We start from the raw sequence: 25,038 nt of genomic DNA, 5'->3' as shown, positions 1-25,038 counted from the left end.
AAAACATTGTTCCGCACAGCGGAACGCAAGTCAAGCGAACTTCAGGTATCAGCCCGGAGCAAGCGCCGAAGCGCCAACTCGGGCCGACCGCAAAGCATGGGGCCCGAGTAAGCGCTGAAGCGCTAACTCGGGCCGACAGGAGATGAGACGATGAGTGCTGCAACTTTTCATTGGGACGATCCGCTGCTGCTCGACCAGCAACTGACCGAAGAAGAGCGGATGGTCCGCGATGCCGCGCAAGCGTACGCACAGGACAAGCTCGCGCCGCGCGTCACCGAAGCGTTCCGCCACGAACGCACCGACGCGGCCATCTTTCGCGAAATGGGCGAGGTCGGCCTGCTCGGCCCGACGATTCCCGAGGAATACGGCGGCCCCGGCCTCAACTACGTGAGCTACGGGCTGATCGCGCGCGAAGTCGAGCGCGTCGATTCGGGCTACCGGTCGATGATGTCGGTGCAGTCGTCGCTCGTGATGGTGCCGATCTTCGAATTCGGCTCCGACGCGCAGAAGCAGAAATACCTGCCGAAGCTCGCGACCGGCGAATGGATCGGCTGCTTCGGCCTGACCGAGCCGAACCATGGCTCCGATCCGGGCAGCATGGTCACGCGCGCGAAGAAGGTGCCGGGCGGCTACTCGCTGTCCGGCGCGAAGATGTGGATCACCAACTCGCCGATCGCCGACGTGTTCGTCGTGTGGGCGAAGCTGGAAGAGAACGGCAAGGACGCGATCCGCGGCTTCATCCTGGAGAAGGGCTGGAAGGGCCTGTCGGCGCCGGCGATCCACGGCAAGGTCGGGCTGCGCGCGTCGATCACCGGCGAGATCGTCCTCGACGAGGTGTTCGTGCCCGAAGAGAACCTGATGCCGAACGTGAGCGGCCTGCGCGGCCCGTTCACCTGCCTGAACTCGGCGCGCTACGGGATCGCATGGGGTGCGCTCGGCGCGGCCGAGTCCTGCTGGCACACCGCGCGCCAGTACGTGCTCGACCGCCAGCAGTTCGGCCGGCCGCTCGCCGCGAACCAGTTGATCCAGAAGAAGCTCGCCGACATGCAGACCGAAATCACGCTCGGCCTGCAAGGCGTGCTGCGCCTCGGCCGGATGAAGGACGAAGGCACGGCGGCCGTCGAGATCACGTCGATCATGAAGCGCAATTCATGCGGCAAGGCGCTCGACATCGCGCGGCTCGCGCGCGACATGCTCGGCGGCAACGGCATCTCCGACGAATTCGGCGTCGCGCGCCATCTCGTGAACCTCGAAGTGGTCAACACGTACGAAGGCACGCACGATATCCACGCGCTGATCCTCGGCCGCGCGCAGACGGGCATCCAGGCATTCTTCTGACGATCCGGCCATCACGCGGACGGCGGCGATGCCGCGCACGCGCCGCCAGGTAAAAGGCCCGCCCGGCATCGCTGCCGGGCGGGCCTTATGTCATCGGAGCCGCGGCTCCGGGCCGCCGATGCTTACTTGTTCGGCTGCGGCGTCAGGCGCAGATACGGACGCACCGCGTTGAAGCCCTTCGGGAAGCGTTTCTTCAGCTCTTCAGGATCCTGCAGCGACGGCACGATCACGACGTCATCGCCATCCTTCCAGTTGCCGGGCGTCGCGACCTTGTAATTGTCGGTCAGTTGCAGCGAATCGATCACGCGCAGCACTTCGTCGAAGTTGCGCCCCGTGCTGGCCGGATAGGTGATCGTGAGCCGCACCTTCTTGTTCGGGTCGATCACGAACAGCGAACGCACCGTCAGCGTTTCGTTCGCGTTCGGGTGAATCATGTCGTACAGCTGCGACACCTTGCGGTCCGCGTCGGCGATGATCGGGAAGCCCACGACCGTCGACTGCGTTTCGTTGATGTCGTTGATCCAGCCCTTGTGCGATTCGACGCCGTCGACCGACAGCGCGATCACCTTCACGTTGCGTTTCTCGAATTCGCCCTTCAGCTTCGAGGTCAGCCCGAGTTCGGTCGTGCACACCGGCGTGTAGTCGGCCGGATGGGAGAACAGCACGCCCCAGCTGTTGCCGAGCCACTCGTGAAACTTGATGGTGCCCAGGCTCGATTCCTGCTCGAAATCCGGTGCGATGTCACCAAGACGCAGACTCATGATGTTCCCTCCTCGAACGATGCTGGTTGAAACCGCGCGCCGGACAGCGCGGGGCAGTCCATCAGCTTACGGGAAGCCATGGGTCGTGCGAACGAATATTCCGTTTGATATTCATACTTTTTTGTCATTTTTACCCGGCGTCGTGGCAGGACGGTGGGCGGCAAGGGAAACTTTTCAATCCTTTGTCGCTCTGTTCATGATTACAAGTCGTTTACCATGCAGTCTTGCGCTGCCGCCGTGTGTCTTCCCGGCTCGCCAGCAGGCAGGGGTTTCGCTACGATGTGAACCTGCAGCATGACAGCACGAAGGGAGTTGCAATGTCGGAAATCAACAAGGAGAAACTGATGTCGGATATCAAAACCGTTCTCTCGGACGCCGAAGACCTGCTCAAGCAAGCAGCGAGCAGCACGGGCGACCGTGCGGCCGAGCTGCGCGAGAAGGCCATGTCTCGCCTGAAGCAGGCCAAGGAAAAGGCTGCCGACGTCCAGGTCGTGGTGGTCGAGAAAGGCAAGAAGGCCGCGCGCGCGACCGACGACTACGTGCACGAGCATCCGTGGACGTCGATCGGCGTGGCCGCCGGCGTCGGCGTGCTGATCGGCTTGCTGATCAACCGCAAGTAACGCGCTCTGCGCCGTTTCGTCCCGCGGGCCGCGTCGCGCGGCCCGCGGGCGTCGAAGCCAGCCGGCCTGCGCCGGCCGGCTTGGTCCTAGCTGCTTAGTGCACGCGCAAGCCTCTCATCCATGACGACAGACACCTCCTCGCAGCCGTCCGGTCAAGGACCGCTGCGCCGCCTCGTCGGCTCCGCGATCGGCCTTCTGCAGACGCGCCTCGAACTGGTGGGCATCGAGCTTGCCGAGGAGAAGGAGCGCCTGATGGGCGTGCTGTTCCTCGGCCTCGCCGCGATGATGCTCGCGACGATGGCGCTTATCAGCCTGACCGTGTTGATCGCGATCGCGTTCTGGGATACCTACCGCTGGCAGGCGCTCGCCGCGATCACCGCGCTGTATGCCATGGGCGGCATCGCATGCGCGCTGAAGGCGCGCTCGGGCCTGCGCGACGCGCCGACCGTATTCGAGGCGACGCTCGCCGAGCTCGAGAAAGACCGCGACCTGTTCCGCGGCAAGCCGTGAGCGCCCTCGCGCTCGTCCCTCCCACCTACTTCGCCGACGCGCCATGAGCCAGAACATCACGGGCAATCCCTCCCGCTCCCATTCGTCGCGATCGAACTGGAGCGCGTCGCAGCACCGCGCGCTTCGCAAGGAATTGCTGATCCTGCGATCCGAAGTGGAGCGGCTCGAATTTGCGGAGGCCGCCGCCGAAATGCGCCACGCCGTCACGCGCTTCAGCTGGCTCAAGGTGTTCATCCCCGGGTTGTCGACCAGCAGGTTCGGCCAGTCGGCCAAGAACCTGAACGCAAGCCTCGGCCAGCTCGTCAACCAGTATCCGATGCTGAGTTCGCTCGCATCGCTCGTGCTGGCGAAACCCGTTCGCTCGCTGCTGCGCGCGAGCACGGGCCCCGCGTTGAAGTGGGGCACGCTCGGCTTCGCCGCATGGGAGGTCTACCGGATCTGGAAGCAGTCCCGCGACGAGCGCGGGCTCGACCCACGCGACGACTGACCGTCGGCATCCCGCGCGCGCGGCCATGCGCCGCTGCGCACCCTCCTGGCGAACTCAGCGCAGGCCCCAGCAGACAGCGCCCGGTTCGTCGACACCTTCGCTTCCTGCATTGCCTTTCGTCCCGTCCGAGCGCAGCGTGAACGTGCCGCATGCATCGTCGCGCATCGGCCCGGTGTCGAGCGGCGTCGCCGCCAGTTCGTAGCTCACCGGCGAGTCGTCGCCATCCGGCCGCCCGAGCGTCAATCGATACACGGCATGCCCGTCCGGCGGCGCCTGCGCGAGCGCGTCCGGCAACGCCGCGGGCGGCGCGCCGTCCAGCGTTTCAAGATATTGGGCCGCACGGTACAGCGCGGACATCGCCGACGCGCGGTGAACCCGCACGACATGCTCGCGATACGACGGGATACCCCACCCGGCCAGCACCGCGACGATCGCGAGCACGATCATCAGCTCGATCAGCGTGAAGCCGGCCGCTCGGCACAGCGGCAGGCGGCCGTTCATCGAAGCACCGCCGCGACACGACGCCAGCGCAGCACGACGACGTGGCCGTCGCGTATCGCGACCTGGTGTTGCAGCCACACGGCGCTCGACGCGTGCGCGCCGACGCCACGCGCGGTGACAAGGTAAGCGCGGTCGCCGGCCTGCGCTGACGGGCGCCGCCACGCTTCGATCAGGCATCGCGGCGGTCGTGCGGCCATCGGCCATTCGGCGAAAGGCGCGAACGCTTCGGCAGCCGCCAGCGGCGGCATGCGCCGCCAGGCGTCGGGCTCCGCATGCGAGTCGCTTTCGTTCACGTACGGTGCCGAGCCGCGCAACAGTCGCGCGGTGCACGCGGCCAGCGCGGCATCGGCCGCGTGGAATGCGATCAGCCGATCCGACAACGCACGGGTGCGGCGCGACTCCGTCAATGCGGCGTCGAACCATGTGCCGGTCAGTGCCGCGACTGCTGCGCCGACCGCGATCACCGCGGGCAATGCAAGGCCTGCATCGCGACGCCACGCGCGGCGAGCGGGCCGGAAACGCATATGGGGCTCGCGCGGGGTCATCGCCTGAACGCCGACGCATGCGGCCTGCTGCGGGTCGCCTCCGCTCGCGACGGTGCGCTCGGGCGCGTGGCCTCTCTCGATGCATCGCGAGATGTCGTCCCGCACGCACTGTGCTGCGCCGCTCATCGCGCCACCTCGCTTGCTCGGGTTGCATCATGTAACGCAGCGTCGGGTGCGAGCGCGACGTTCCGCAACGCGACGATGCGATCGAGCGTCAAACGTGCGCGGCCGTCCGATGCAACGGCGGCGCGGCCGTCGCAGTCGATATGCGGCGTCGGTTCGCGCATCGGCTCGCCGCGCGCCCGCACGCAGACATGCACGGCCACGACCTCGCGCCAGTCGTCCGCACGCATCGCATCGGCGTCGACGAACTGCGTGGCGCCGCGACGCAAATAGCGCAGGCGCAACTGATCGATTCCCGCCGCGACAGGCTGCGGCGTGCCCGGACGGCCGCTTCCTTCGCAATACAGTTCGGGCTCGCCCGTCGACGGGCTGACATGCGCATCGAAGCGATTCTCCACCGGCGCAGCTTCGCCCGGCTCGCCGACACCCTGCCCGAGGCAATCCGACGTCTGGCCGTTCACCGTCGTCCACGTCGATACCGCATCGCCGACATACCGGACCAGCAACGCGTCCGACGACAGGCGCACGGGCTCGCAGCGCACCTGTGCGCCGCTACCCCGCACGCGCGCCGCCGAACACCCGAACACCGGCGGCAACGACGATGGCGCTTGTGCATCGAGCGGCAGGAATCCTGCCATCTGGATCTGTTGACCGATCAGCATCAGCGCGGTCGCTGCCGCGTCGCGCATCCTGAACCCGTCTTCCGCGCGCCGCTGCGCAATGCGCTGCGCGTGGTACAGCGCACCGGCCGCCACGAGCACGAGGAGCCCGACGGTCATCGCGATCAGCACTTCGAGTAGCGTATGGCCACGCGTACGGCGATCAGCGTTCATCGCCCGCCCGCTCGCGAAATGGAATGCGGACACACGACGGCGGCCGCGTCGACATTCCCGCGCCATCGCAGCGCGCCGACGCGCGTCCATCGCCGCCCAGCCAGCGGACAATCGCGTAGCGCACACCGCCCGGCCCGCCGTCGAGCATCATCGCACCGCCCGGCAACGAGGTGGCCACGAGCGCCGCGAGACCGTCGCCGGCCGCCGCGGGAACATGCAGACGCTCGATACGCGCATCGGCCAGCCACAGCGCGCGTTCGCGCCAGATCGTCGCGCGCTGCGCACGCGTCATCGCGAGCTGGCTGCCGGCCACTGCGAGCATCACGGTGGCGAGCAGCGCGATGGCCAGCGTCGCCTCGATCAACGACGTCCCGCGCATGGCATTGCGCATCGCGATCACGCCGCGTCGCAGCGGCCGGCGACCAGCCGCGCGCGACCGCCTGCCGCAATCCGCACGCAACGCGACGCGCGCGCGTCGTCGGCGCCGGACACGCTGCGCCGTGGACGCACCTCGAAACGCCGGATGCCGCCGATCGACTGACCGACCGGCGGCGCAAATGCGAGCTCATGCGCGGCGCCCGCGACGGCCACTTCGGCATCGCGCGGGTAGCGTCGCAGCACACGCGACTGCCCGTCGACTTGCCCGCTGACGATCCAGTCGCACGACCATTCGGCCGGATCGCATTGCTCACCGGCACGCAGACAGGCGCCGTCGCGCCCGGCGCGGCACAGCGTGACGCGCGCGCCGAGACGCGTTGCCTCGGCACGCGCAAACGACAGCGCACCGAGCAGCGCGCGCGAACGGGCATCCACGCGTTCGCGCATGCGCCACTGGTCGAACGTGGGCACCGCATAGAGCGCGAGCCCCGCTGCCAGCGACATGGCGACCATCAGCTCGACGAGCGTGAATCCGCCCGACCGTTGCACCACATTCTTAAAGGGTTGAGCGCCCGGTTCCATCGCAATCGTCCTCCGCCACGGTGATGCGACGACTGTAGCGGCGCGTGCGGATGTGCGCCATTGGCCGAACGGCCGACTGGCGACATGCGATCGCAACCGACACAATCGGCGCGAATCGAACCAATGGAGCAGACGATGAACGAACGCAGCGCGTCAGCGCTTACGTGGGGTCTTGGCGGGAGAGGCGCGACGGAACTCTTCGATCACGTCGGCAAATTCGGAAACGTCCTCGAACTGGCGATACACCGATGCGAAGCGCACATAGGCGATCGTATCGAGGCCGCGCAACTCGTTCATCACGAGTTCGCCCAGCTTCTCGCTACGCACTTCGCGCTCGCCAGTCGCGAGCAGTTGATACTCGATGCGGGCGACCGCCGCGTCGATCGCGTCGGCGGCAACCGGCCGCTTGCGCAGCGCGAGTTGCATGCTGGCGACGATCTTGCGACGGTCGAATTCCGTGCGGCTGCCGTCCTTCTTCACGACGAACGGCAGGGACAACTCGACCCGCTCGTACGTCGTGAAACGCTTGTCGCAAGCCGAGCAGCGCCGGCGCCGCCGAATCGCGGCGCCATCTTCGGACACGCGCGAGTCCACGACCTGCGTGTCGTCATGCCGGCAGAACGGGCAGCGCATCGGCGATCAGCGATAGACCGGGAAACGCTTGGTCAGCTCGGCGACCTGCGCGCGCACGCGTTCGATCGTCGCTGCGTCTTCCGGATTCTCGAGCACGTCGGCAATCAGGTTACCCACCTGCTCGGCTTCCGCCGGCCCGAAACCGCGCGTCGTCATCGCCGGCGAACCCAGGCGCACGCCGCTCGTCACGAACGGCTTTTCCGGGTCGTTCGGGATCGCGTTCTTGTTCACCGTGATGTGCGCCGCGCCGAGCGCCGCTTCCGCTGCCTTGCCCGTGATGTGCTTCGCGCGCAGGTCGACCAGCATCACGTGGCTTTCCGTGCGGCCCGACACGATCCGCAGCCCGCGCTTGACCAGCGTTTCGGCCAGCACGCGTGCATTCTCGACCACCTTCTGCTGATATTCCTTGAACTCAGGCGACAGCGCTTCCTTGAACGCCACGGCCTTCGCCGCGATCACGTGCATCAGCGGGCCGCCCTGGATCCCCGGGAAGATCGCCGAGTTGATCGGCTTCTCGTACTCGGCCTTCATCAGGATCACGCCGCCGCGCGGGCCGCGCAGGCTCTTGTGCGTCGTCGTCGTCACGAAATCCGCGTGCGGCACCGGGTTCGGATACACGCCCGCCGCGATCAGACCGGCGTAGTGTGCCATGTCGACCATCAGGTACGCGCCCACCGACTTCGCGATCTTCGCCAGACGCTCGAAGTCGATCTTCAGCGCAAACGCCGACGCACCCGCGACGATCAGCTTCGGCTTGTGTTCCTGCGCGAGTTGCTCGGCCGCTTCGTAGTCGATGTCTTCGTTTTCGTTCAGGCCGTAGCTCACCACGTTGAACCACTTGCCCGACATGTTCACCGGCGAGCCGTGCGTCAGGTGGCCGCCATGCGCGAGGCTCATGCCCATGATCGTGTCGCCCGGCTTGAGCATCGCGAAGAACACGCCCTGGTTCGCCTGCGAACCCGAGTTCGGCTGCACGTTCGCGGCTTCCGCGCCGAACAGTTGCTTCACACGGTCGATCGCCAGCTGCTCGACCACGTCGACGTACTCGCAGCCGCCGTAGTAGCGCTTGCCCGGATACCCTTCCGCGTACTTGTTCGTGAGCTGCGAGCCTTGTGCGGCCATCACGGCCGGGCTCGTGTAGTTTTCCGACGCGATCAGTTCGATGTGATCTTCCTGGCGGCGGTTTTCCTGCTCGATCGCCGCAAAGATTTCGGGATCGACGTTCGCAATGGTGCTTTGGGCTCTGTCAAACATACGGTTTCCGTTAAGTGTGTACAGGTTGACCGGAGCGGCCGAGTACGGTGCGCTGCTGGCGAGACCAGCTCGACGTGGCGGAAGAATCCGTATGACGCGAGGCAAGACAGCCACCGGCGATGCACGCGACGGCGCACAACGGCTGCCCAGGCGAACGGCAAAAACGGCGCCCCGCGCTTCACGGTGGGATGCTCCACCTTGAACCCGAAGGGTTCTATCGCCAGTCACGCAGGGGTGATGAGCGCATTAGTGTATTGGATGCGTCATGAATAGGCAACCGCACGGCAGTGGCCTCCAAACAATGAGGGCCGGACTCTACGCGCCCGTGCCGGAACGCTTCGCCGTCTTGCCGCGGTGCGGCATTCTCAGTAGGCTTGCGGGATTCCACCCGCTATTCCGTTACCGACCAGGAGCAGCAATGATCGTGTTCGTCACAGGGGCGTCCGCCGGCTTCGGCGCCGCCATCTCCCGCGCCTTCGTCAAGGGCGGCCATCGCGTCGTCGCCACCGCACGCCGCAAGGATCGTCTCGACGCGCTCGCGGCCGAACTCGGCGACGCGCTGCTGCCGTTCGAGCTCGACGTGCGCGACCGCGCGGCCGTCGAAGCCGTGCCGGCCGCCCTCCCCGCCGAATTCGCCGCGCTCGACGTGCTCGTCAACAACGCCGGCCTCGCGCTCGGCGTCGAGCCGGCCCAGAAGGCGAGCCTCGACGAGTGGCAGACCATGATCGACACGAACTGCTCGGGCCTCGTGACCGTCACGCACGCGTTGCTGCCCGGCATGATCGCGCGCGGTCGCGGCCATATCTTCAATCTGGGCTCGGTGGCCGGCACCTATCCGTATCCGGGCGGGAATGTATACGGCGCGACCAAGGCTTTCGTCAGACAATTCAGCCTGAACCTGCGCACCGACCTGATCGGCACGCCGTTGCGCGTAACCGACATCGAGCCGGGGCTGTGCGGCGGCACGGAATTCTCGAACGTCCGCTTCCGCGGCGACGATGCAAAAGCGGCGAACGTCTATCAGAACGTCCAGCCGCTCACGGCCGAAGACATCGCCGACACGATCTACTGGATCGCCACGCGCCCGGCGCACGTCAACATCAATACGATCGAGATGATGCCGGTCGCGCAAGCCCCGGCCGGCCTCACGGTCCATCGCGGCTGACTCGTCGCCCGCAGCCGCGGGCCCGGCTCCGGCCGGCCCGCGGTGTGCCACGACGCACTACATTCCGTTACGAATCGGTTACGAATCCCGTCTTTGCCTTCCGGTAGAATGCGCGCCATGACTCAGCCTACCCGCTCCCCGGAAGCGCCGTCCGGCTTTACCTGGCCGGTGCGCGTGTACTACGAGGATACCGATGCAGGCGGCATCGTCTTCTATGCCAACTACCTGAAGTTCTTCGAGCGCGCCCGCACCGAGTGGCTTCGCGCATGCGGCGTCGACCAGCGTCGGCTCTCCGACGAGACCGATGCGATCTTCATCGTGCGCAGCACGTCGCTCGACTACCGCGCGCCGGCGCGACTCGACGACACGCTGACGATCACGAGCCGCCCCGGACGCATCGGTCGCGCATCGGTGGAATTCACGCAGGAAGCCTGGTGCGGCGACACGCTGCTCGTGGCCGGGCAGATCCGCCTCGGCTGCGTCGACCGTCACGGCATCCGGCCCGCGGCCATCCCGCCGGCCGTGCTCGACGCGCTTCAACGCGGGCCCGTCATCGACGCGGGGCAGACTGGTTTGTCAACGAAGCTCGCATGAGCGCCGTTTAGACACAGCCTATGAACTTGCCGTTCTGATTCGATACTAAGCAAGGTTCGGCGTCAGGCCTCGCCGGCGCGCCGCGCCGCACGCACACCGGACGCCCTTGCCGGGCACTCCCGAAGGGACGTTACTCAAACCTCTATGAATACTGTTCAAGACCTGTCGATCATTTCCCTCGTCCTCAACGCGAGCGTGCTGGCCCAGGCCGTGATGGGGCTGCTGCTGCTGCTGTCGCTGATGTCGTGGACCTTCATCTTCCGCAAGTGGTTCGCGATCCGCCGCGCGCGCGCGCAGACCGAACGCTTCGAGAAGGATTTCTGGTCGGGCGGCGACCTGCAGGCGCTGTATCAAAGCGCGGCCAACAACCGCCACACGATCGGTGCGCTCGAGCGGATCTTCGAATCCGGGATGCGCGAATTCCTGAAGGCGAAGGAAAAGCGCCTCAGCGATCCGGGCCTCGTGCTCGACGGTGCGCGCCGCGCGATGCGCGCGTCGTTCCAGCGTGAAATGGACGTGCTCGAAGCCAATCTCGCGTTCCTCGCGTCGGTCGGCTCGGTCAGCCCGTACATCGGTCTGTTCGGCACGGTCTGGGGGATCATGAATTCGTTCCGCGGCCTCGCGAACGTGCAGCAGGCCACGCTCGCGAACGTCGCGCCGGGCATCGCCGAGGCGCTCGTCGCCACCGCGATCGGCCTGTTCGCCGCGATTCCGGCGGTAGTCGCGTACAACCGCTACGCGCACGACATCGACCGCCTCGCGATCCGCTTCGAGACCTTCATCGAAGAGTTCTCGAACATCCTGCAGCGTCAGGCCCAGTAAGGAGCGCGCCATGGCAGGAAGTCCCATTCGATCCAGCATGCGCGGCGGCCGCTCGCGCCGCGCGATGGCCGACATCAACGTCGTGCCGTACATCGACGTGATGCTGGTGCTGCTCGTGATCTTCATGGTCACCGCACCGCTCGTCGCGCCGTCGATCATCAACCTGCCGACCGTCGGCAATGCCGCGCCGCAGGAGCAGACGCCGCCCGTCGTCGTCAACATCAAGGCCGACCGCACGATGAGCGTCAAGTACAAGGGCGACTCGGGCGCGACGCAGGAAGACACGATGACGAAGGCCGAGCTCGACAGCTTCATCACGGCCCGGCAGGCCGATCACCCTGACCAGCCGGTCGTGATCGCAGCCGACAAGACCGTGCAGTACGATGCCGTCATGACCGTGATGTCCGATCTGAAGGCGCGCGGCGTCAAGCGCGTCGGCCTCCTCGTCAAATCGCAATGAACCGGCAGCAATCCACGCGCAGGTCCGCCTACCCGCTCCAGCCTCCCCGGGAGCGCGGAACGTGGCGCGCGTTCGCGCTCGCCGCGCTGATGCACGTGCTGCTCGCGCTGTTCCTCTATCACGGCGTGCAGTGGCAGAACAGTACGCCGGCCGGCGCCGAGGCCGAGCTGTGGACCGAAGTGCCCGACGTCCCCGCGCCGCGGCCCGTCGTCACGCCCACGCCGCCCGCGAAGGTCGCTCCGCCCCCTCCGCCGGTGCGCGACGAGCAGGCCGACATCGCGCTGCAGCAGAAGAAGCGTCAGCAGGAAGCGGCCGCGCGCGCGGCGCAGCTCGAGCAGCAGCGCCGCGCGCAGCAACTGAAGGCCCAGCAGGAAGAGGAAGCCCGGCGCGCGCAGCTCGCCGCGCAACAGGCCGCCGCGCTCGCCGCCCAGAAAGCCGCGGAACGCGACAAACAGAAGCAGGCCGACAAGCTCAAGCAACAGCAGCTCGCCGAGCAGCAGAAGCTCGAACAGCAGAAACTCGAGCAGCAAAAGCAGGCGCAGCTCGAAGCGCAGCAGGCGGCGAAGGCGAAAGCCGACGCAGCCGCGAAGGCCAAGGCGGAAGCCCAGGCCAAGGCGAAGGCCGAAGCCGCGGCGCGCGCGAAGGCCAATGCGGCGGCGAACGCGAAGCTGGACCGCGAGCGCAGCGCGCGCCTCGCGCAGATGCAGGGGCTGTCGGGCGCCGGCGAAGGCGGTGGCGACGGCCTCGCGAAAAGCGGCACCGGCACGGGCTCCGGCGGCAATGCCGCGACGCCCGGCTATGCCGACAAGGTGCGCCGCCGCGTCAAGCCGAACATCGTTTGGGGCGGCGAACGGGCAGGCCTGACCACCGTCGTCAAGATTCGGTGCACGCCGTCCGGTGACGTATTGAGCGCATCGGTCTCCCGCTCGAGCGGGAATTCGGGGTGGGATCAAGCCGTGGTCAATGCGATCCACGCATCGGTCCCGTTGCCGCCCGATTCTAACGGTCGGACCCCGTCCGACATTACGATTACCTTCAAGGCAGCGGAGTGAAACGAAATGCGCTTACACTCCGGGCGTCGCTGTCGGACGGGAACGAATCGGGTATTTTTACTGTCTCTGCGGTTGCGCAGCGATCCAAGCCATACGGGAAGCAAGAAGCATGAGTTTGATGACAAAGCTAGGTTTCAGGGCACTCGTGGCCTCGTGTCTGATCACGGCGGGCAGCGCCGCTAACGCCCAGGTCAACGTGCTGATCACCGGCGTCGGGTCGACCCAGTTCCCCATTGCCACCGCGAATTTCACGAACGAGGCGAACCTGCCGCAGCAGGTCACGTCGATCGTGCGCGCCGACCTCGCCCGCAGCGGCAAATTCACCAACATCGACGCCGGCAGCACGCCCGTGCCCGAGACCGCATCGGTCGATCTCGGCGCATGGAAGGCCAAGGGCGCGAATGCGTTCGTCGCCGGCAGCGTGAACCGCGACGCGAACGGCCAGTACAAGGTCAACTTCATCCTGTACGACACCGTGAAGCAGCAAAGCCTCGGCGGCCTGTCGCTGACGGCCACCGACACCACGCTGCGCACGGCCGGCCACAAGATCGCCGACTACATCTACCAGAAGCTGCTCGGCGTGCGCGGCGTGTTCGCCACGCGCCTGTCGTACGTGATCAAGACCGGCAACCGCTACCAGTTGCAGATTTCGGATTCGGACGGCCAGAACGCGCGCATCGCGCTGTCGAGCACCGAACCGATCATCTCGCCGGCGTGGTCGCCGAGCGGCACGAAGGTCGCGTACGTGTCGTTCGAGCGCAAGAAGCCGATCGTCTACATCCACGACCTGCCGACCGGCCGCCGCTACATGGTCTCCGACCAGAAGGGCAACAACAGCGCACCGGCGTGGTCGCCGGACAGCAACACGCTCGCCGTCGCGCTGTCGCTGACGGGCAATACGCAAATCTATACGGTCAACGCGAACGGCGGCGGCCTGCGCCGTCTCACGCAGAGCAGCTCGATCGACACCGAGCCGTTCTACTCGCCGGACGGCCGCTGGATCTACTTCACGAGCGACCGCGGCGGTGCGCCGCAAATCTACCGGATGCCCGCACAGGGTGAGAGCGCCGGCGCCGCGCAGCGCGTGACCTTCACCGGCAGCTACAACACGAGCCCGCGCGTGAGCCCGGACGGCAAGCTGCTCGCTTACATCTCCCGCACGGGTGGGGGCTTCAAGCTGTACGTTCAGGATCTGCAGAGTGGCGCGGCGAACGCCATCACGAATACCAATCGCGACGAATCGCCGAGCTTCGCGGCAAACGGCCAGTACCTTCTGTACGCCACCCAGTCGGGTGGCCGCAACGTGCTGGCTGCAGTGCCCTCCGACGGCAGCGCGCCGCCGCAGATCCTGTCCGTCCAGGGCGGCTCCGTTCGCGAGCCGTCGTGGGGGCCCTTCATGCAATGACCACAAGGAGAGTAACCATGATGTCGAATAAAGCTCGTCTGGCCCTGGCCGTGATGATGATCAGCGCGCTTGCAGCGTGCAAGTCGGGCGTGAAGCTCGACGACAAGGCGAACAACGCGGGCGCAATCGGCACGCAGCCGAGCGCCGACAACGTCGCGCAAGTGAACGTCGATCCGCTGAACGACCCGAACAGCCCGCTCGCGAAGCGCAGCATCTACTTCGACTTCGACAGCTATTCGGTGAAGGACGAGTACCAGCCGCTGATGCAGCAGCACGCGCAGTACCTGAAGAGCCACCCGCAGCGCCACGTGCTGATCCAGGGCAACACCGACGAACGCGGCACGAGCGAGTACAACCTCGCGCTGGGCCAGAAGCGTGCGGAAGCCGTCCGCCGTGCGATGGCCCTGCTCGGCGTGAACGACTCGCAAATGGAAGCCGTGAGCCTCGGCAAGGAAAAGCCGCAGGCAACGGGTCACGACGAAGCATCGTGGGCGCAGAACCGTCGCGCCGACCTCGTCTACCAACAGTAAGTAACGGAAGAATCGCCGTATGACGCACCGTTCAACCTGGCTGCGCGTTGCCGCAGCATTCTGCGTCGCGGGCGCGGCGTGGTCGGCCGCGCCGGCGCACGCCGGCATGTTCGACGACAACGAAGCACGCCGTGCCGTGCTCGATCTGCGCAGCAAGAGCGACAACCTGTCGAGCCAGTTGTCGGCCGCCCAGCGTACGATCCTCGATCAATCCGGCCGTATCGACCAGCTGAACCAGCAGGTCGCGACGCTGCGCGGCGAGAACGAGGATCTGACGAACCGGCTGACGACGCTCGAGCGGCAGCAGAAGGAGTACTACCAAGATCTCGACACGCGGCTCAAGAAGTTCGAGCCGCAGCAGGCGACGATCGATGGTGTCGAAGGCACCGTGCAGCCGGGTGAAACGGATGCGCTCAGCGCGGCGCAGCAGCAGTTCCGCAACGGCAACTTCAAGGCGGCGGCGGCTTCGTTCCGCGCGTTCATCGCGAAGTATCCGCAGAGCCCCTATCAGCCGACCGCGCAGTACTGGTACGGCAACGCGCAATACGCGCTGCGCGACTACCGTGGTTCGACCGCGACGTGGCAAGGGATCGTCAGCAAGTTCCCGCAACACCCGCGGGCAGCCGACGCCCTCGTGGCGATCGGCACGAACCAGCTCGAACAAGGCCAGAAGGCGGCCGCGAAGAAGACGTTCGAGCAGGTCGTGTCGCAGTACGCCGGCTCGAACGCGGCGCAGACGGCGCAGGGCAAGCTCGAAACCATCAAATAATTATCGTGACGGGTTGTTGACAGCCCTGTAACCCGTCGCTATAATCTTTTGCTCTTTAGGTCGTTGCCCAGGTTGTTGAAGCAACGAACCGACAGGTTTCAAGAACGTGGGGTGGTAACTCAGTTGGTTAGAGTATCTGACTTTTAATCAGAGAGTCGAGGGTTCGAGTCCCTCCCACCCTACCAACTATCTTCGATAGTGTAAAAAAGCCTCCCTTGCGGAGGCTTTTTTGCGTCTGTCGCCGCACCGTTCGAGCAGAATTCCCGACGATGCTCGTCACACACTCGGCCGCGCGCAACCTGAGCCCGACCGATCACCGCGCACTCACGTCCCGCAGTACCGCACCATATCCGGCATACAGATTGCCGTCGGGCAGCAACCGCAATTGCGCGAGTTGCCGATGCACGACCGGCAAGTTATGGAACGGCATCCGCGTGAACAGATGATGTTCGATATGGAAATGAATCGCATGCGGGCCGAACAGGAACGTCTGCCATGAACGCCGGACGATCGTGCGTGCGTTGCGGCTTTGATCGGCGCCGGCCGGCAACCCCGCGTGCTCGAAGATCGCGCGCACCTGCCCGGCGAACGGCAACAAGGTGACGGACGGCACGATCCACAACGCGACGTACAGCAGCGGATGTCCGGCCAGCGCGAGCGCGCCGAACAGCGCGCCGTTGCCGGCCAGCATCGACGCGATCTCCCACGCCGCATACGCACGCGATTTTTCGACCTTCGGCAACGCATGCGCGAACGCGCCGCGCGCGAGCTTCACGACGCTCGTCACGTAGCCGACGCCGCACGCATACGCGAGCAGGCGGACGATCAATCGCCCGCGCGTCGCCGGATAGTCGTGCACGCCGAACAGCAGCGCGACGGGGTCGTCCGCTTGCATCGGCGCGCGATGGTGCTTCAGATGGCCCGCCCGATACGTGCGCAGCGACAGCCATAGCGGGCCGGCCGCGAGCAGTTGCCCGAGCACGTCGTTGACGCGCCGGTTCCGTGCAAGCAACCCGTGCGCCCCTTCGTGCATCATGACCGCGAGCGCGAGCTGGCTGCGCGCGATCACGATCGCCGCGCACGCGTAGGCCAGCGGATGCGCAAACGCGATCGCAGCGGCAAACGCGGCGGCAATCATCAGCCAGTCACCCGCCAGCGCCATGCCGACACGCGCCGCGCTCACGCGAAACAGCCCCGGATCGGGCACGAACCGGGCGAGCCCGGCGTTCGGTCCGGCGCGGTGAACGTGCGCCTCCGTCATGCGAGCCTCCTGCGCGGCAAACGCCGCTCGACCCACAGCGCACTGACCGCCGCGAGCACGAACCCACCCAGCACGTCCGCGACCGTATGCTGCTTGAGCGTCAGCGTCGACGCGCAGATCAGCAGCCCGATCGCCGCCGCGACGATCCGGCGCCGGTCCACCAGCATCCGGCACGCGAGACACGTCACCGCGACATGCAGGCTCGGGAAGCCGTTGGCCGCAAGATCGAGCGCCCACATGCGCGCCAGACGCCGACGCACGAATGCATTGCCGATCTCGGCGATGTCGGGCCGCGGCACGGCTTCCGGAAACATCAGGAAGCAGGCCACGCCGAGCACGAACGCGATCAGCACGGCGTCCCTGAACGCGGCGAACGCGGACGGTCGCGCGTACGCGGCGAGCGCAATCACGAACGGAAAGAACGCGACATAGACGAACCACGACCATGCGATGAACGGAATCCGCGCATCGATCGCCGTGGCCAGCACGTAGCGCGGCGTGACGCCGCGCTCCAGCAGAAAGAAGATCGCGAGGCCCGCGACCAGGCCGAATGTCGCGGCCAGCATCTGCCGGACATCGGGCCGGCGATCGTCCTGAAACATGCGCGTATTCATCGCGGCGCTGGTGCCTCGCATCGGGTTGCCGCGTCGGCCGCTCGCGCATGCGGACCCAGCGCGAGGAGGTGCGATGTCCACGCGTCGACACGCGCACGCGCATGCTCGCGGCCCGCTCGCGTCCCCGCCGGCGTACCGGGATCGCGCATCAGTTCGATCGACGCCTGCCCGACCTCGCGCCGGAATGCCGCCGCATCGCCCCGCCATGTGACCACGCGGTGCACGAGTTGCAGCCGTGCCGCGCGCGCGGCGTTGCTCGCCTGTTCGGGCTGATCGGTCTGCACGAGCAGGATCGGACGGCGATACACGCGCGCAATCGACAACGCGGCCATGCCGGGCGCCGACACGATCAACGGCGCATGCGCGGCGCGCGTCGGCCAGTCGGCGTCGACGCCGGTCCAGCCGTCGTGTCCGGCGTAGCCCTCGCCCACGCGGTGGGCGGCGAGCCCCGCGTCGCGCATGCCGGCCGACAACGCATCGGCGAGCGCGACGTCGCGAAAGTGCGGATTCAGATAAACGGCCGCCGCAACGCGTTCGTGCGCCGGCCGTTCGGCGACGATCGGCACCGGCGTCGGCAGCCGGCGATGCCGGTGCGAGCGCGGCGCATCGTCGGCGAAGCCGTACGCGAAATCGTGCTCGATACGGCCCAGCGCCGCATCGATCTGCCAGTCGACGATCCGCGCGAAAGCGCGCGCCAGCACGCGCGGCAGTCGTGCATCGAAATTCGCGGTCAACGCGCGGCGCAGGCTGCCGCCATACACGTGGACGACGCGACGCCGCCAGCCCGGCACCGCCCCCATGAACAGCAGCGCCGGATGAAACGAGTCGTTGACCACGAGATCCGCATCGCGAACGATCGCACGCAGCCGCACGATGTCGCGCAGCATGCGGGTCGGCCTGAACACGTAGTGCGCGACATTGCGATCGGTCGCGTCGCGCAGCATGTTCTGCCGCTCGTCGAACTGCACCGCGTAGTGCCGCGACAACACGTCCGCGTCGATGCCGAACGCGGCGAGAAATGCCTGCCCGGCGTCGGACGTCGTCAGCACGTCGACCTGCGCGCCGGCCGCGCGCAACGCATGCACGAGCAGTTGCGCGCGCATCAGATGGCCGCGCGCGTCGGCGGTCGCGAGATAGACGATGCGCGGCATCATGCGCGCGGACGAAGCGACTGGAGCCAGCCGGCCGCGACCATCGCCAGCGCGCCCGTCACGCCGAAACCGGCTTCGATCGCGCGGATCTCGTCCAGCAACGCGGCGAGCGACGCGGCCTCGGACGGCTCGACGAGGCGGCGCAGCGTATCGGCGCAAAGCCGGACGTGGCGCGTCTCGTCGGCGAGCACGCGCGACAGCAACGGATACAGCGGATGCGTGTCGCCGATCGTCGCGCAGTGGCGCGCGAGCACGCGCATTGCCATCTGTTCCGCGCACAGGCCGGTCGCATACGCGGGCACGAGTACGCCTTGCGCGAAATGGGGCGCGTAGCGCTGCGCCAGACGCCGCCATCGCACGATCTTGCGCCGGCTCAGCCAGTCGGGTTCGTGCTGGCCGGTCGACACGTCGACGCCGCGCCGGCGCAACGCATCGGCAAATGCGGCCGCGTGGCGGCGCTCGTCCGCGAGATGCTGGTCGATGCGCGGCGCGAGCCAGTCCGGCGGCTGTCCGGTCCAGTCCTCGTGCAGCGCGCACTCGGTCGCTTCTTCGCCGATCAGGTACATGCGCAGCATCCAGCGCTCGCCATGCATGCTGCGATGCAGTTGCCGGATCGCCGCCCGCTTGATGCGATCGACGAGATACGCGCGCATCCGCGCCGTACCGCGTGGCACGGGCGCATCGAGACAATCGAAGCGCTCGCCGTGCCCGGCCTGCGACGACACCGGCAATTCGCTTGCCGCGGTCATGCCGGCTCGCCCCGCGCGGATGAAGATGGCGTCGCGGCAGCCGCCGGATCGCGACGCCAGCCGAGGATCAGGCCGACGAAGCTTTCCTGCATGAACGCATGCGCGGAGGCTGCCGCGCCCGCGAACGCTTCCTCGCGGCCATTCACGCGCAGATAGCCGCTGCCGTCGCGCGCGCCGAACTCGATCCGGTCGTTCTTCCGAAAGCCGCGCTCGCGCACGTCCTTCACGAGTGCGCTGCCATCGAGGCCGAACAGGAACAGCTCGCGCTGTGCGACCCACACCGGAATGCGATTGCTCAGCGCGTCGAAGCGAATCGACCACGTGCCGGACGCGAGCGCGCGATCGACGTCGGCATCGTGCGGCGCGTTCGACGTGAAGCTCGCGCGCGCGACCGCCTTCGTCAGGCCGCCGACACCGAGCGCGATCGTGATGTCGTCCGCCAGCGGTTGCTTCGGATCGGTCGCACTCACCTTCACGAGATGGCGCGCCAGCCGCGAGGCGAGCGACGGATGCGCGAACAGCGCAAGCGTTTCGTCCGGCGTGAGCACGTCGCGCTCACGATCGCCGTCCTTCACGCGCACACGATACGGATCGATCCGCACATCGGTGAACGAGCCGTGCACGGGCGCATGGACGTACACGTCGCGGTCCCATTTCCGGCCGTCGCGACGCAGCAGAACGTGCACGCTCAACGGCACGCGCCGCCCGTCGGCATCGACGCCCGTGCCTTGCAGCAGCACGTCGCCGAGCACGTCCTTCGTGCGGCGGTTCGCATCGCTCGAGAAGACGATCGCATGCGCATCGGTGTCGATGCTCGCGTGACCGTCGGGCGCATCGAGCGCGATGCGATTGCAGTCCGACGCGGCCGCATTCGCGAACGGGCAGCCGCTTCGCGACATGAAGTGATAAATCCCGCGCCCCGCATGATCGACCGGTGCGGCATGGGCGCCGACGCTGGCGGCAAGCAGGGCGAGACAGGCAATGCGAGTGGCGAGTGAGGGCATGGTCGTCGTCGGAACAGAATCAGGATGTCGAAGTGTCGTGGCCGCGAGGCGCGGCGCCGTTTCAATGACGGTGATAGGACAGCGCATCGAGATCGCGCCGGGTCGATGCGCGTCCCGTGAGCCCGAAACCGCGCGCGAGCGCGCCGAGCGTATCGACGGCGGACGCGGCGATCGTGACGCCGGCAGCCGCGAGATAGCGCGCGGCGCCCAGTCGCGGCAACTGCTGGCGATCGAGCGCGCGCAGGCTGTAGCCGAGCCGCATCGCCATCACGCAGAACGGGCCGAGCGGGCCGCTGCGGCCGAGCCACTGCCATCGACGCGGCAGGTACGCGTGCACGAGATACGGCGTCAACCCGACGCTGTCCTCGCCGCGCATCCAGCGCAGCTTCAGCGACTCGCGATGCGTGTCCGGCAGCCGATGCTCGGTATGCGCGGCCGGCGCGAATTCGACGGCCACGCCGGCCGCCTGCATCCGCAGCCCCATCACCTGGCAATGCGCGCGATAGACGCCGTCGAGCGGCTCGTAGCGGAACTGCGCGAACACGTCACGCCGGAACGCGACGTTGTTCGCGTAGAAGTTGCGCGTCGCGCCATCACGCAGCGGGCTCGGGAAATACATGAAATCGATCGACGTCAGCGCGATGCCGAGCACGTTGGGCGCGTAGCTGGTCCGCCCCGCCACCGCGACGGGCGCGTCGCCCGCGTCGCGCGCGAACGGCGCGAGCAGGTGCTCGAGCCAGTCGTCGGCCGGCCGGCAATCGGCATCGCCGAATACGACGATGTCGCAGCGATCGGCATCGACGCGATCGAAGCCGTCGTTCTTCGCATCGTAGTAGCCGGTGCTCGCGCCGATCTCGACGAAGTCGATCGGGCGGTCGGCCAGCGCGGCGATTTCCGCGCACGCGTCGGCGGGCAGGCCGTCGTGCGTGATGATCCATTGCGCAAGGGCCGCCGGCGGCACGGTCTGTTTCGACAGCGCCGCCACCAGGCGTTTCAGGCTGCCGACGGCCTGCGCAAGGCCCGCGCCGCCGCGCAGGTTGTTGGTCTCCAGCACAAGCGCGGCCCGCGCGGCTACGGAACGGGCGGTCGCGTGCGTCCGCGCTGCGGTGTCGGTCAGGTTCGGCATCCGGAATATCTCCATCGTCATGCGCGACGGCATGGACAAAACGAAAGAACGACGGGCCTGCGGCACGCCGGCGAATGCGGGCGGCGCGGACATCGTCGCGCAGCGGGCGGCCTCGGCGGGCGCCCGCTGCGCGTGCCGTCACTCCTGGATCGACGGCGCGGAATCGGCGTCGGTATAGCGTGGCTTCGCGTTCTGCAAGTCGCGCGTGTTCTTCTGCACGGCCACCGAGCCGAACAGCGCGAGCACGAACGACATCGCGTAAAAGCCCTTTTCGCTCAATTGCAGCGTCGCGTTGAAAAGACCGACGATCAGGAGCGCGATCGACAGCAGCAGCGCGATCCAGCTGAGGCCGCAGTAGATGCCGGTGACGGGAATGCCTTCGGCGCGGTCGCGCACGCTCTTCTGCAGCGAGATCGCCGCATAGAGGCCGAACACCAGCACGGTGAAGTAGTAACCCTTCTCGTTGAGCTGCATGCCGGCGTTCCAGAGCCCGATCAGGAAGGCCGCGAAACCGGCGATCAGCGCGGCCCACGATGCGGCCACGAACGCGAACGACGGCTGCTGGATGGTGGTCTGGTTCATTGCGTTGCCCTCTCTTTCTTGTTGTTCGAAATCGTTGTCATTGACCTGCGTTTTGCGCATGGTAGCAGCTTTGGCGCGCGTCACGACGGCCCCGCCGCGCATTCGCCGCAAGCGCGAGCCGCGGTTGATGCAATGCATCCATGAGACGATTGCGCTGAAAATCGACACCCTGACGTATCCACACTCTCCTCGACAGCGATCAGAATAGCGTTGCATCGCCCGAGATCGCGGCGCCCGCCGCCCTCCTCACTCTTCTCGACAAGGACGCATCATGCTGAACTGGAACGAATACCGGAAGGAACTCTCGACGCGTATCGGCGACATCGCCAAGCTGTCGCCCGATACGCTGGCCGGCTATCAGGCGCTGGCCGGCGCCGGCGCCAAGACGGGCCATCTCGACGCGAAAACGCGCGAGCTGATCGCGCTCGCGGTGGCCGTCACGACGCGCTGCGACGGCTGTATCGCCGTGCATACGGCCGAAGCGGCCAAGCATGGCGCGACCAAGGAGGAAGTGGCGGAAGCGCTCGGTGTCGCGATCGCATTGAATGCGGGCGCGGCGCTCGTCTATTCGGCGCGCGTGATGGACGCGCTCGGCGACTGAGCCGGCGCGGTGCGGCACGATCGTCGTGCCGCACCCCATTCATTGTTGCGTTGCGCTGCGTGGGGCCCGGCCGCCGGCGGGGCGATTGCGCATCGCGCGTACGGGCCTGCCATGTGTGACGAATGTGGCGACTCGCGTGGACGCGTAAGCGTCGCGGAGTCGGCTACCATGCGCGAACGATACATCGTGAAGGAGCGCTCCATGTGCCGCTGGCTCGCTTATACGGGTAATCCGATCCATCTGGAAACCGTGCTGTTCCGCGCGAAGCATTCGCTGATCGACCAGAGCCTGCATTCGGAGCTGGGCGCGACGACCACCAACGGCGACGGCTTCGGCATCGGCTGGTACGGGCATCCCGACGAACTTCCGTTCCGCTATCGCTCCGTGCATCCCGCCTGGAACGACCGCAACCTGCGCGAGGCCGCGCGTGCGATCCGCTCGCCGATGTTCATCGCGCACATTCGCGCGGCGACCGACACGCCCGTGCAGGAAACCAACTGCCATCCGTTCCGCCACGGCCGCTGGCTGTTCGCGCACAACGGGCTGATCCGCGACTTCCACAAGCTGCGCCGCGACCTGACGATGAAGGTCGATCCCGCGCTGTTCCCGACGCTCGAAGGCTCGACCGACTCCGAACTGATGTTCCGCCTCGCGCTGACGTACGGTCTCGAGCAGGCGCCGCTGCCGGCGCTCGAACGGATGGTCGGCGTGGTGGAGGAAACCGCCGCGCGGCATCGCGTCGCCGATCCGCTCAACATGACGATCTGCGCGACCGACGGCGAACGGATCGTCGCGGCGCGCTATTCGAGCGAACGGCAATCGCGCTCGCTCTTCCACAGCACGTCGTTCAAGCACCTGCACGCGCTGTATCCGCATAACCCGCGCATCGCGGAAGCCGGCGACGATGCGTTCATGGTCGTGTCGGAGCCGCTCGTCGACCTGCGCGGCGCGTGGGAGGAAGTGCCGGAGGGCATGGCGATCGTCGCGCACGGCGCCGATGTGCAGCAGCGGCCGTTCGGGCCGCGGCACAAATGACGTGCCGCAGTCCTGACGAAATCCAGCGTATTCAGGTAGCCGATACTTCAGCGCGACAGGGCAATCGCGGCGATCCGGCTTTCAACGGGGCCGGCGCTCGGTCCTGCCGACGCAATCGGAAGGGATGCCAATCGTCGCCCGGCAAAATAAGGTCGGAAAACATGCCCTCGGATAATTCCCCAATTCGATAATAAGTGACAGAGACGCATCACAAAGCAGCCCGTGCTGGCTATTGCGATATTTCGCCGAATAAAAAATTAATACCCTTGTGACTTCATGTCGACCCCCGAATCCAGGTCGATAAATCGACATGCGGGCGAGAACCCTGTCGACCACGCACATTATTTCGAATCATTACAACGGGCCGGCAATCATTACCGGACGGACGCGGTGCGCACACCATCGCGCCGCTTGAAGGCAAGCGCTTATTCCCGATCAAAATATTCAACTTACCAATTTTTAAAGGCGCCGTTACAATTCGGCGACGAATGAATTCGCATCAATAATGTACGACGCCGTTACCGGCACATCGAATCCGAGATGACGCAAGATCGCCCCAATTCCCGCCCTGTCATGTCGACGGGCAATCAATCCGTGCTTTCCAGCATGAAGCAGGACCATGCGTTCGTGGTATGGCTCACCGGGGTGTCCGGTGCCGGTAAATCGACGCTGTCGAATCTTCTGAAGGAACAGCTCGATGCGCGCGGCCTTCGGACTTTTCTGCTGGACGGCGACCAGCTTCGCGAAGGATTGAACCAGGATCTCGGATTCAGCGACGCAGACCGCCATGAGAACATTCGTCGGACGGCCGAGGTCGCGCGCCTGATGGTGGCTGCCGGGCTCGTCGTCATCGTTGCGCTGATCTCGCCGTTTCGGGACGCACGCGCCAAAGCGCGCGCCCGCTTCCCGCAGGGCATGTTTTTCGAAGTCTTCGTCGACGTTGCGCTGGATGTGGCGGAAGCGCGCGACCCCAAAGGGCTCTATGCGCGGGCAAGGCAAGGGACGCTTCGGCAGTTCACCGGCATCGAATCGACCTATGAAAAACCGGTATCGCCCGACGTGCATGTCCGCACGGGCGAAGCAGGTCCGCGGGAATGCGTGCACGCGATCATGCAGAAATTGCCGTTGAACGGCTGATGCACGTCGTCGACCGTCGTCCGCTGCCCGTCGTGAACCTCCATCGCCGCGAACATCGCGCCATCGTCGGCCACCGCGGCGCGACCTGACCGAAAACCAGTCGACCTACATCCCGCTCGGCGCGACCCACCCGCTGACGAACCCCAGCACGATTCCGCTCGAACCGATCGAAGTCCAGTCGGGCGCATATCTCGGCGAAGACGACATCGTCCGCTTCGAGGACACCTACGGGCGCGCAGCGCGGTGAGCGACGCTACACCGGCGCGCGCCACGACAGGCCGGACCTCGAACGGGCGGCACGCACCCACGTCCTGCCCGCTTTTCATTACGTCAACCAATGTCAGCCCGGTTGCCCGCGCTTCACAGGTCAGGTTATAAAAGCGCCTCCCATTCCGGCGCATGCGCCGCCCTTTTAC

30 protein-coding genes, 1 tRNA gene, 1 pseudogene and 1 riboswitch are annotated in these 25,038 nt (G+C 66.6%); of the genes and pseudogenes, 17 read left to right on the top strand and 15 right to left on the bottom strand.

What is annotated here, in order from left to right; genetic code table 11:
• The first annotated feature begins 150 nt into the window (after positions 1 to 150).
• Positions 151 to 1,338 (top strand): acyl-CoA dehydrogenase, encoded by a 1,188-nt coding sequence (locus J8I33_RS11345; protein ID WP_050011731.1) that lies wholly within the window; start codon positions 151 to 153, stop codon positions 1,336 to 1,338.
• 122 nt (positions 1,339 to 1,460) lie between these two features.
• Here J8I33_RS11345 and J8I33_RS11340 read toward each other — a convergent pair whose 3' ends face one another.
• Complete coding sequence (locus J8I33_RS11340; RefSeq protein WP_006476788.1) at positions 1,461 to 2,099, bottom strand: peroxiredoxin; 639 nt, start codon at positions 2,097 to 2,099, stop codon at positions 1,461 to 1,463.
• Between the two features lie 317 nt (positions 2,100 to 2,416).
• On the opposite strand from J8I33_RS11340, the gene J8I33_RS11335 reads away from it, so the two are divergent.
• The 3 genes from J8I33_RS11335 to J8I33_RS11325 all read left to right on the top strand — a co-directional run bounded on the left by J8I33_RS11335 (position 2,417) and on the right by J8I33_RS11325 (position 3,716).
• Positions 2,417 to 2,719, top strand: coding sequence for a YqjD family protein (locus J8I33_RS11335; protein ID WP_006494044.1), 303 nt, complete (start codon positions 2,417 to 2,419; stop codon positions 2,717 to 2,719).
• A 120-nt stretch (positions 2,720 to 2,839) separates the two neighbouring features.
• Positions 2,840 to 3,229: a phage holin family protein gene (locus J8I33_RS11330; protein ID WP_209935615.1), complete on the top strand. Its 390-nt coding sequence runs from the start codon at positions 2,840 to 2,842 to the stop codon at positions 3,227 to 3,229.
• A gap of 43 nt (positions 3,230 to 3,272) precedes the next feature.
• Positions 3,273 to 3,716, top strand: coding sequence for a DUF3318 domain-containing protein (locus tag J8I33_RS11325; RefSeq protein WP_050011733.1), 444 nt, complete (start codon positions 3,273 to 3,275; stop codon positions 3,714 to 3,716).
• Positions 3,717 to 3,770: 54 nt separating this feature from the next.
• Here the strand turns inward: J8I33_RS11325 and J8I33_RS11320 are convergent, their stop codons facing one another.
• From J8I33_RS11320 to glyA, 7 genes are all read right to left on the bottom strand, one after another.
• Positions 3,771 to 4,217, bottom strand: coding sequence for a type IV pilin protein (locus tag J8I33_RS11320; protein WP_209925795.1), 447 nt, complete (start codon positions 4,215 to 4,217; stop codon positions 3,771 to 3,773).
• Positions 4,214 to 4,741, bottom strand: coding sequence for a pilus assembly protein (locus tag J8I33_RS11315; RefSeq protein ID WP_185625076.1), 528 nt, complete (start codon positions 4,739 to 4,741; stop codon positions 4,214 to 4,216). The genes J8I33_RS11320 and J8I33_RS11315 overlap by 4 nt, the downstream gene beginning before the upstream one ends.
• Positions 4,742 to 4,884: 143 nt before the next feature.
• Entirely contained in the window at positions 4,885 to 5,718 is an 834-nt protein-coding gene (locus J8I33_RS11310) for a PilW family protein (protein WP_209935609.1), read from the bottom strand.
• The gene (locus tag J8I33_RS11305; RefSeq protein WP_209935603.1) at positions 5,708 to 6,109 is read right to left on the bottom strand and encodes a hypothetical protein; all 402 of its coding nucleotides are present in this window, start codon (positions 6,107 to 6,109) and stop codon (positions 5,708 to 5,710) included. Before J8I33_RS11305 ends, J8I33_RS11310 begins: the two co-directional genes overlap by 11 nt.
• A 5-nt stretch (positions 6,110 to 6,114) precedes the next feature.
• Positions 6,115 to 6,678 (bottom strand): GspH/FimT family pseudopilin, encoded by a 564-nt coding sequence (locus tag J8I33_RS11300; RefSeq protein WP_209925793.1) that lies wholly within the window; start codon positions 6,676 to 6,678, stop codon positions 6,115 to 6,117.
• 153 nt (positions 6,679 to 6,831) lie between these two features.
• Positions 6,832 to 7,311 (bottom strand): transcriptional regulator NrdR, encoded by a 480-nt coding sequence (gene nrdR / locus J8I33_RS11295; protein ID WP_050011738.1) that lies wholly within the window; start codon positions 7,309 to 7,311, stop codon positions 6,832 to 6,834.
• Between the two features lie 6 nt (positions 7,312 to 7,317).
• Positions 7,318 to 8,565 carry a serine hydroxymethyltransferase gene (glyA, locus tag J8I33_RS11290; protein WP_050011739.1) on the bottom strand — a complete coding sequence of 416 codons (1,248 nt, stop codon included), beginning with the start codon at positions 8,563 to 8,565 and terminating at the stop codon, positions 7,318 to 7,320.
• A gap of 137 nt (positions 8,566 to 8,702) precedes the next feature.
• Positions 8,703 to 8,803, bottom strand: a riboswitch (ZMP/ZTP riboswitch).
• Positions 8,804 to 8,983: 180 nt separating this feature from the next.
• Here glyA and J8I33_RS11285 point away from each other — a divergent pair.
• The 9 genes from J8I33_RS11285 (at position 8,984) to J8I33_RS11245 (ending at position 15,547) form a co-directional block, all read left to right on the top strand.
• Positions 8,984 to 9,730: an SDR family NAD(P)-dependent oxidoreductase gene (locus J8I33_RS11285; protein ID WP_050011740.1), complete on the top strand. Its 747-nt coding sequence runs from the start codon at positions 8,984 to 8,986 to the stop codon at positions 9,728 to 9,730.
• 108 nt (positions 9,731 to 9,838) lie between these two features.
• The gene (ybgC, locus tag J8I33_RS11280) at positions 9,839 to 10,324 is read left to right on the top strand and encodes a tol-pal system-associated acyl-CoA thioesterase (RefSeq protein ID WP_050011741.1); all 486 of its coding nucleotides are present in this window, start codon (positions 9,839 to 9,841) and stop codon (positions 10,322 to 10,324) included.
• A gap of 144 nt (positions 10,325 to 10,468) precedes the next feature.
• Complete coding sequence (gene tolQ / locus J8I33_RS11275; RefSeq protein WP_006476795.1) at positions 10,469 to 11,146, top strand: protein TolQ; 678 nt, start codon at positions 10,469 to 10,471, stop codon at positions 11,144 to 11,146.
• A 10-nt stretch (positions 11,147 to 11,156) separates the two neighbouring features.
• The gene (gene tolR / locus J8I33_RS11270) at positions 11,157 to 11,606 is read left to right on the top strand and encodes a protein TolR (RefSeq protein WP_050011742.1); all 450 of its coding nucleotides are present in this window, start codon (positions 11,157 to 11,159) and stop codon (positions 11,604 to 11,606) included.
• A complete protein-coding gene (tolA, locus tag J8I33_RS11265) occupies positions 11,603 to 12,658 on the top strand; it encodes a cell envelope integrity protein TolA (RefSeq protein WP_209925792.1) in 1,056 nt (351 codons plus the stop codon). Before tolR ends, tolA begins: the two co-directional genes overlap by 4 nt.
• Positions 12,659 to 12,767: 109 nt before the next feature.
• A complete protein-coding gene (gene tolB, locus J8I33_RS11260) occupies positions 12,768 to 14,063 on the top strand; it encodes a Tol-Pal system beta propeller repeat protein TolB (RefSeq protein ID WP_050011744.1) in 1,296 nt (431 codons plus the stop codon).
• 17 nt (positions 14,064 to 14,080) lie between these two features.
• Positions 14,081 to 14,593, top strand: a complete 513-nt coding sequence (gene pal, locus J8I33_RS11255; RefSeq protein WP_050011745.1) for a peptidoglycan-associated lipoprotein Pal — start codon at positions 14,081 to 14,083, stop codon at positions 14,591 to 14,593.
• 19 nt (positions 14,594 to 14,612) lie between these two features.
• Complete coding sequence (ybgF, locus tag J8I33_RS11250) at positions 14,613 to 15,362, top strand: tol-pal system protein YbgF (RefSeq protein WP_006484965.1); 750 nt, start codon at positions 14,613 to 14,615, stop codon at positions 15,360 to 15,362.
• A 108-nt stretch (positions 15,363 to 15,470) separates the two neighbouring features.
• Positions 15,471 to 15,547, top strand: a tRNA-Lys gene (locus tag J8I33_RS11245).
• A gap of 128 nt (positions 15,548 to 15,675) precedes the next feature.
• Here the strand turns inward: J8I33_RS11245 and J8I33_RS11240 are convergent.
• From J8I33_RS11240 to yiaA, 7 genes are all read right to left on the bottom strand, one after another.
• Positions 15,676 to 16,623 (bottom strand): fatty acid desaturase family protein, encoded by a 948-nt coding sequence (locus tag J8I33_RS11240; protein WP_124555672.1) that lies wholly within the window; start codon positions 16,621 to 16,623, stop codon positions 15,676 to 15,678.
• Positions 16,620 to 17,225 carry a phosphatase PAP2 family protein gene (locus J8I33_RS11235; RefSeq protein WP_245171856.1) on the bottom strand — a complete coding sequence of 202 codons (606 nt, stop codon included), beginning with the start codon at positions 17,223 to 17,225 and terminating at the stop codon, positions 16,620 to 16,622. The genes J8I33_RS11240 and J8I33_RS11235 overlap by 4 nt, the downstream gene beginning before the upstream one ends.
• A gap of 8 nt (positions 17,226 to 17,233) precedes the next feature.
• A complete protein-coding gene (locus J8I33_RS11230) occupies positions 17,234 to 18,391 on the bottom strand; it encodes a hypothetical protein (protein ID WP_050011748.1) in 1,158 nt (385 codons plus the stop codon).
• Positions 18,388 to 19,137, bottom strand: coding sequence for a hypothetical protein (locus J8I33_RS11225; RefSeq protein WP_209935596.1), 750 nt, complete (start codon positions 19,135 to 19,137; stop codon positions 18,388 to 18,390). The genes J8I33_RS11230 and J8I33_RS11225 overlap by 4 nt, the downstream gene beginning before the upstream one ends.
• Complete coding sequence (locus J8I33_RS11220; protein WP_209935594.1) at positions 19,134 to 20,141, bottom strand: hypothetical protein; 1,008 nt, start codon at positions 20,139 to 20,141, stop codon at positions 19,134 to 19,136. The genes J8I33_RS11225 and J8I33_RS11220 overlap by 4 nt, the downstream gene beginning before the upstream one ends.
• 61 nt (positions 20,142 to 20,202) lie before the next feature.
• On the bottom strand, positions 20,203 to 21,267 hold the full coding sequence (locus tag J8I33_RS11215; protein WP_089488622.1) for a glycosyltransferase family 2 protein: 1,065 nt from the start codon (positions 21,265 to 21,267) through the stop codon (positions 20,203 to 20,205).
• A 138-nt stretch (positions 21,268 to 21,405) separates the two neighbouring features.
• On the bottom strand, positions 21,406 to 21,849 hold the full coding sequence (gene yiaA / locus J8I33_RS11210; RefSeq protein WP_209935592.1) for an inner membrane protein YiaA: 444 nt from the start codon (positions 21,847 to 21,849) through the stop codon (positions 21,406 to 21,408).
• Positions 21,850 to 22,120: 271 nt separating this feature from the next.
• On the opposite strand from yiaA, the gene J8I33_RS11205 reads away from it, so the two are divergent.
• The 4 genes and pseudogenes from J8I33_RS11205 to J8I33_RS11190 form a co-directional block, all read left to right on the top strand.
• Positions 22,121 to 22,450, top strand: a complete 330-nt coding sequence (locus J8I33_RS11205) for a carboxymuconolactone decarboxylase family protein (RefSeq protein ID WP_027788276.1) — start codon at positions 22,121 to 22,123, stop codon at positions 22,448 to 22,450.
• A 201-nt stretch (positions 22,451 to 22,651) separates the two neighbouring features.
• Positions 22,652 to 23,485, top strand: a complete 834-nt coding sequence (locus tag J8I33_RS11200) for a class II glutamine amidotransferase (RefSeq protein WP_050011751.1) — start codon at positions 22,652 to 22,654, stop codon at positions 23,483 to 23,485.
• Between the two features lie 573 nt (positions 23,486 to 24,058).
• On the top strand, positions 24,059 to 24,622 hold the full coding sequence (cysC, locus tag J8I33_RS11195; RefSeq protein WP_124555713.1) for an adenylyl-sulfate kinase: 564 nt from the start codon (positions 24,059 to 24,061) through the stop codon (positions 24,620 to 24,622).
• An 85-nt stretch (positions 24,623 to 24,707) separates the two neighbouring features.
• Positions 24,708 to 24,869 (top strand): annotated as a pseudogene (locus J8I33_RS11190) (mannose-1-phosphate guanylyltransferase/mannose-6-phosphate isomerase); the annotation flags it as partial.
• Positions 24,870 to 25,038 lie beyond the last annotated feature (169 nt).

It is taken from the genome of Burkholderia sp. AcTa6-5 (genome assembly GCF_017815075.1).
Lineage (GTDB): Bacteria > Pseudomonadota > Gammaproteobacteria > Burkholderiales > Burkholderiaceae > Burkholderia > Burkholderia sola.
This window is presented reverse-complemented; position numbering and strand designations above follow the sequence as displayed.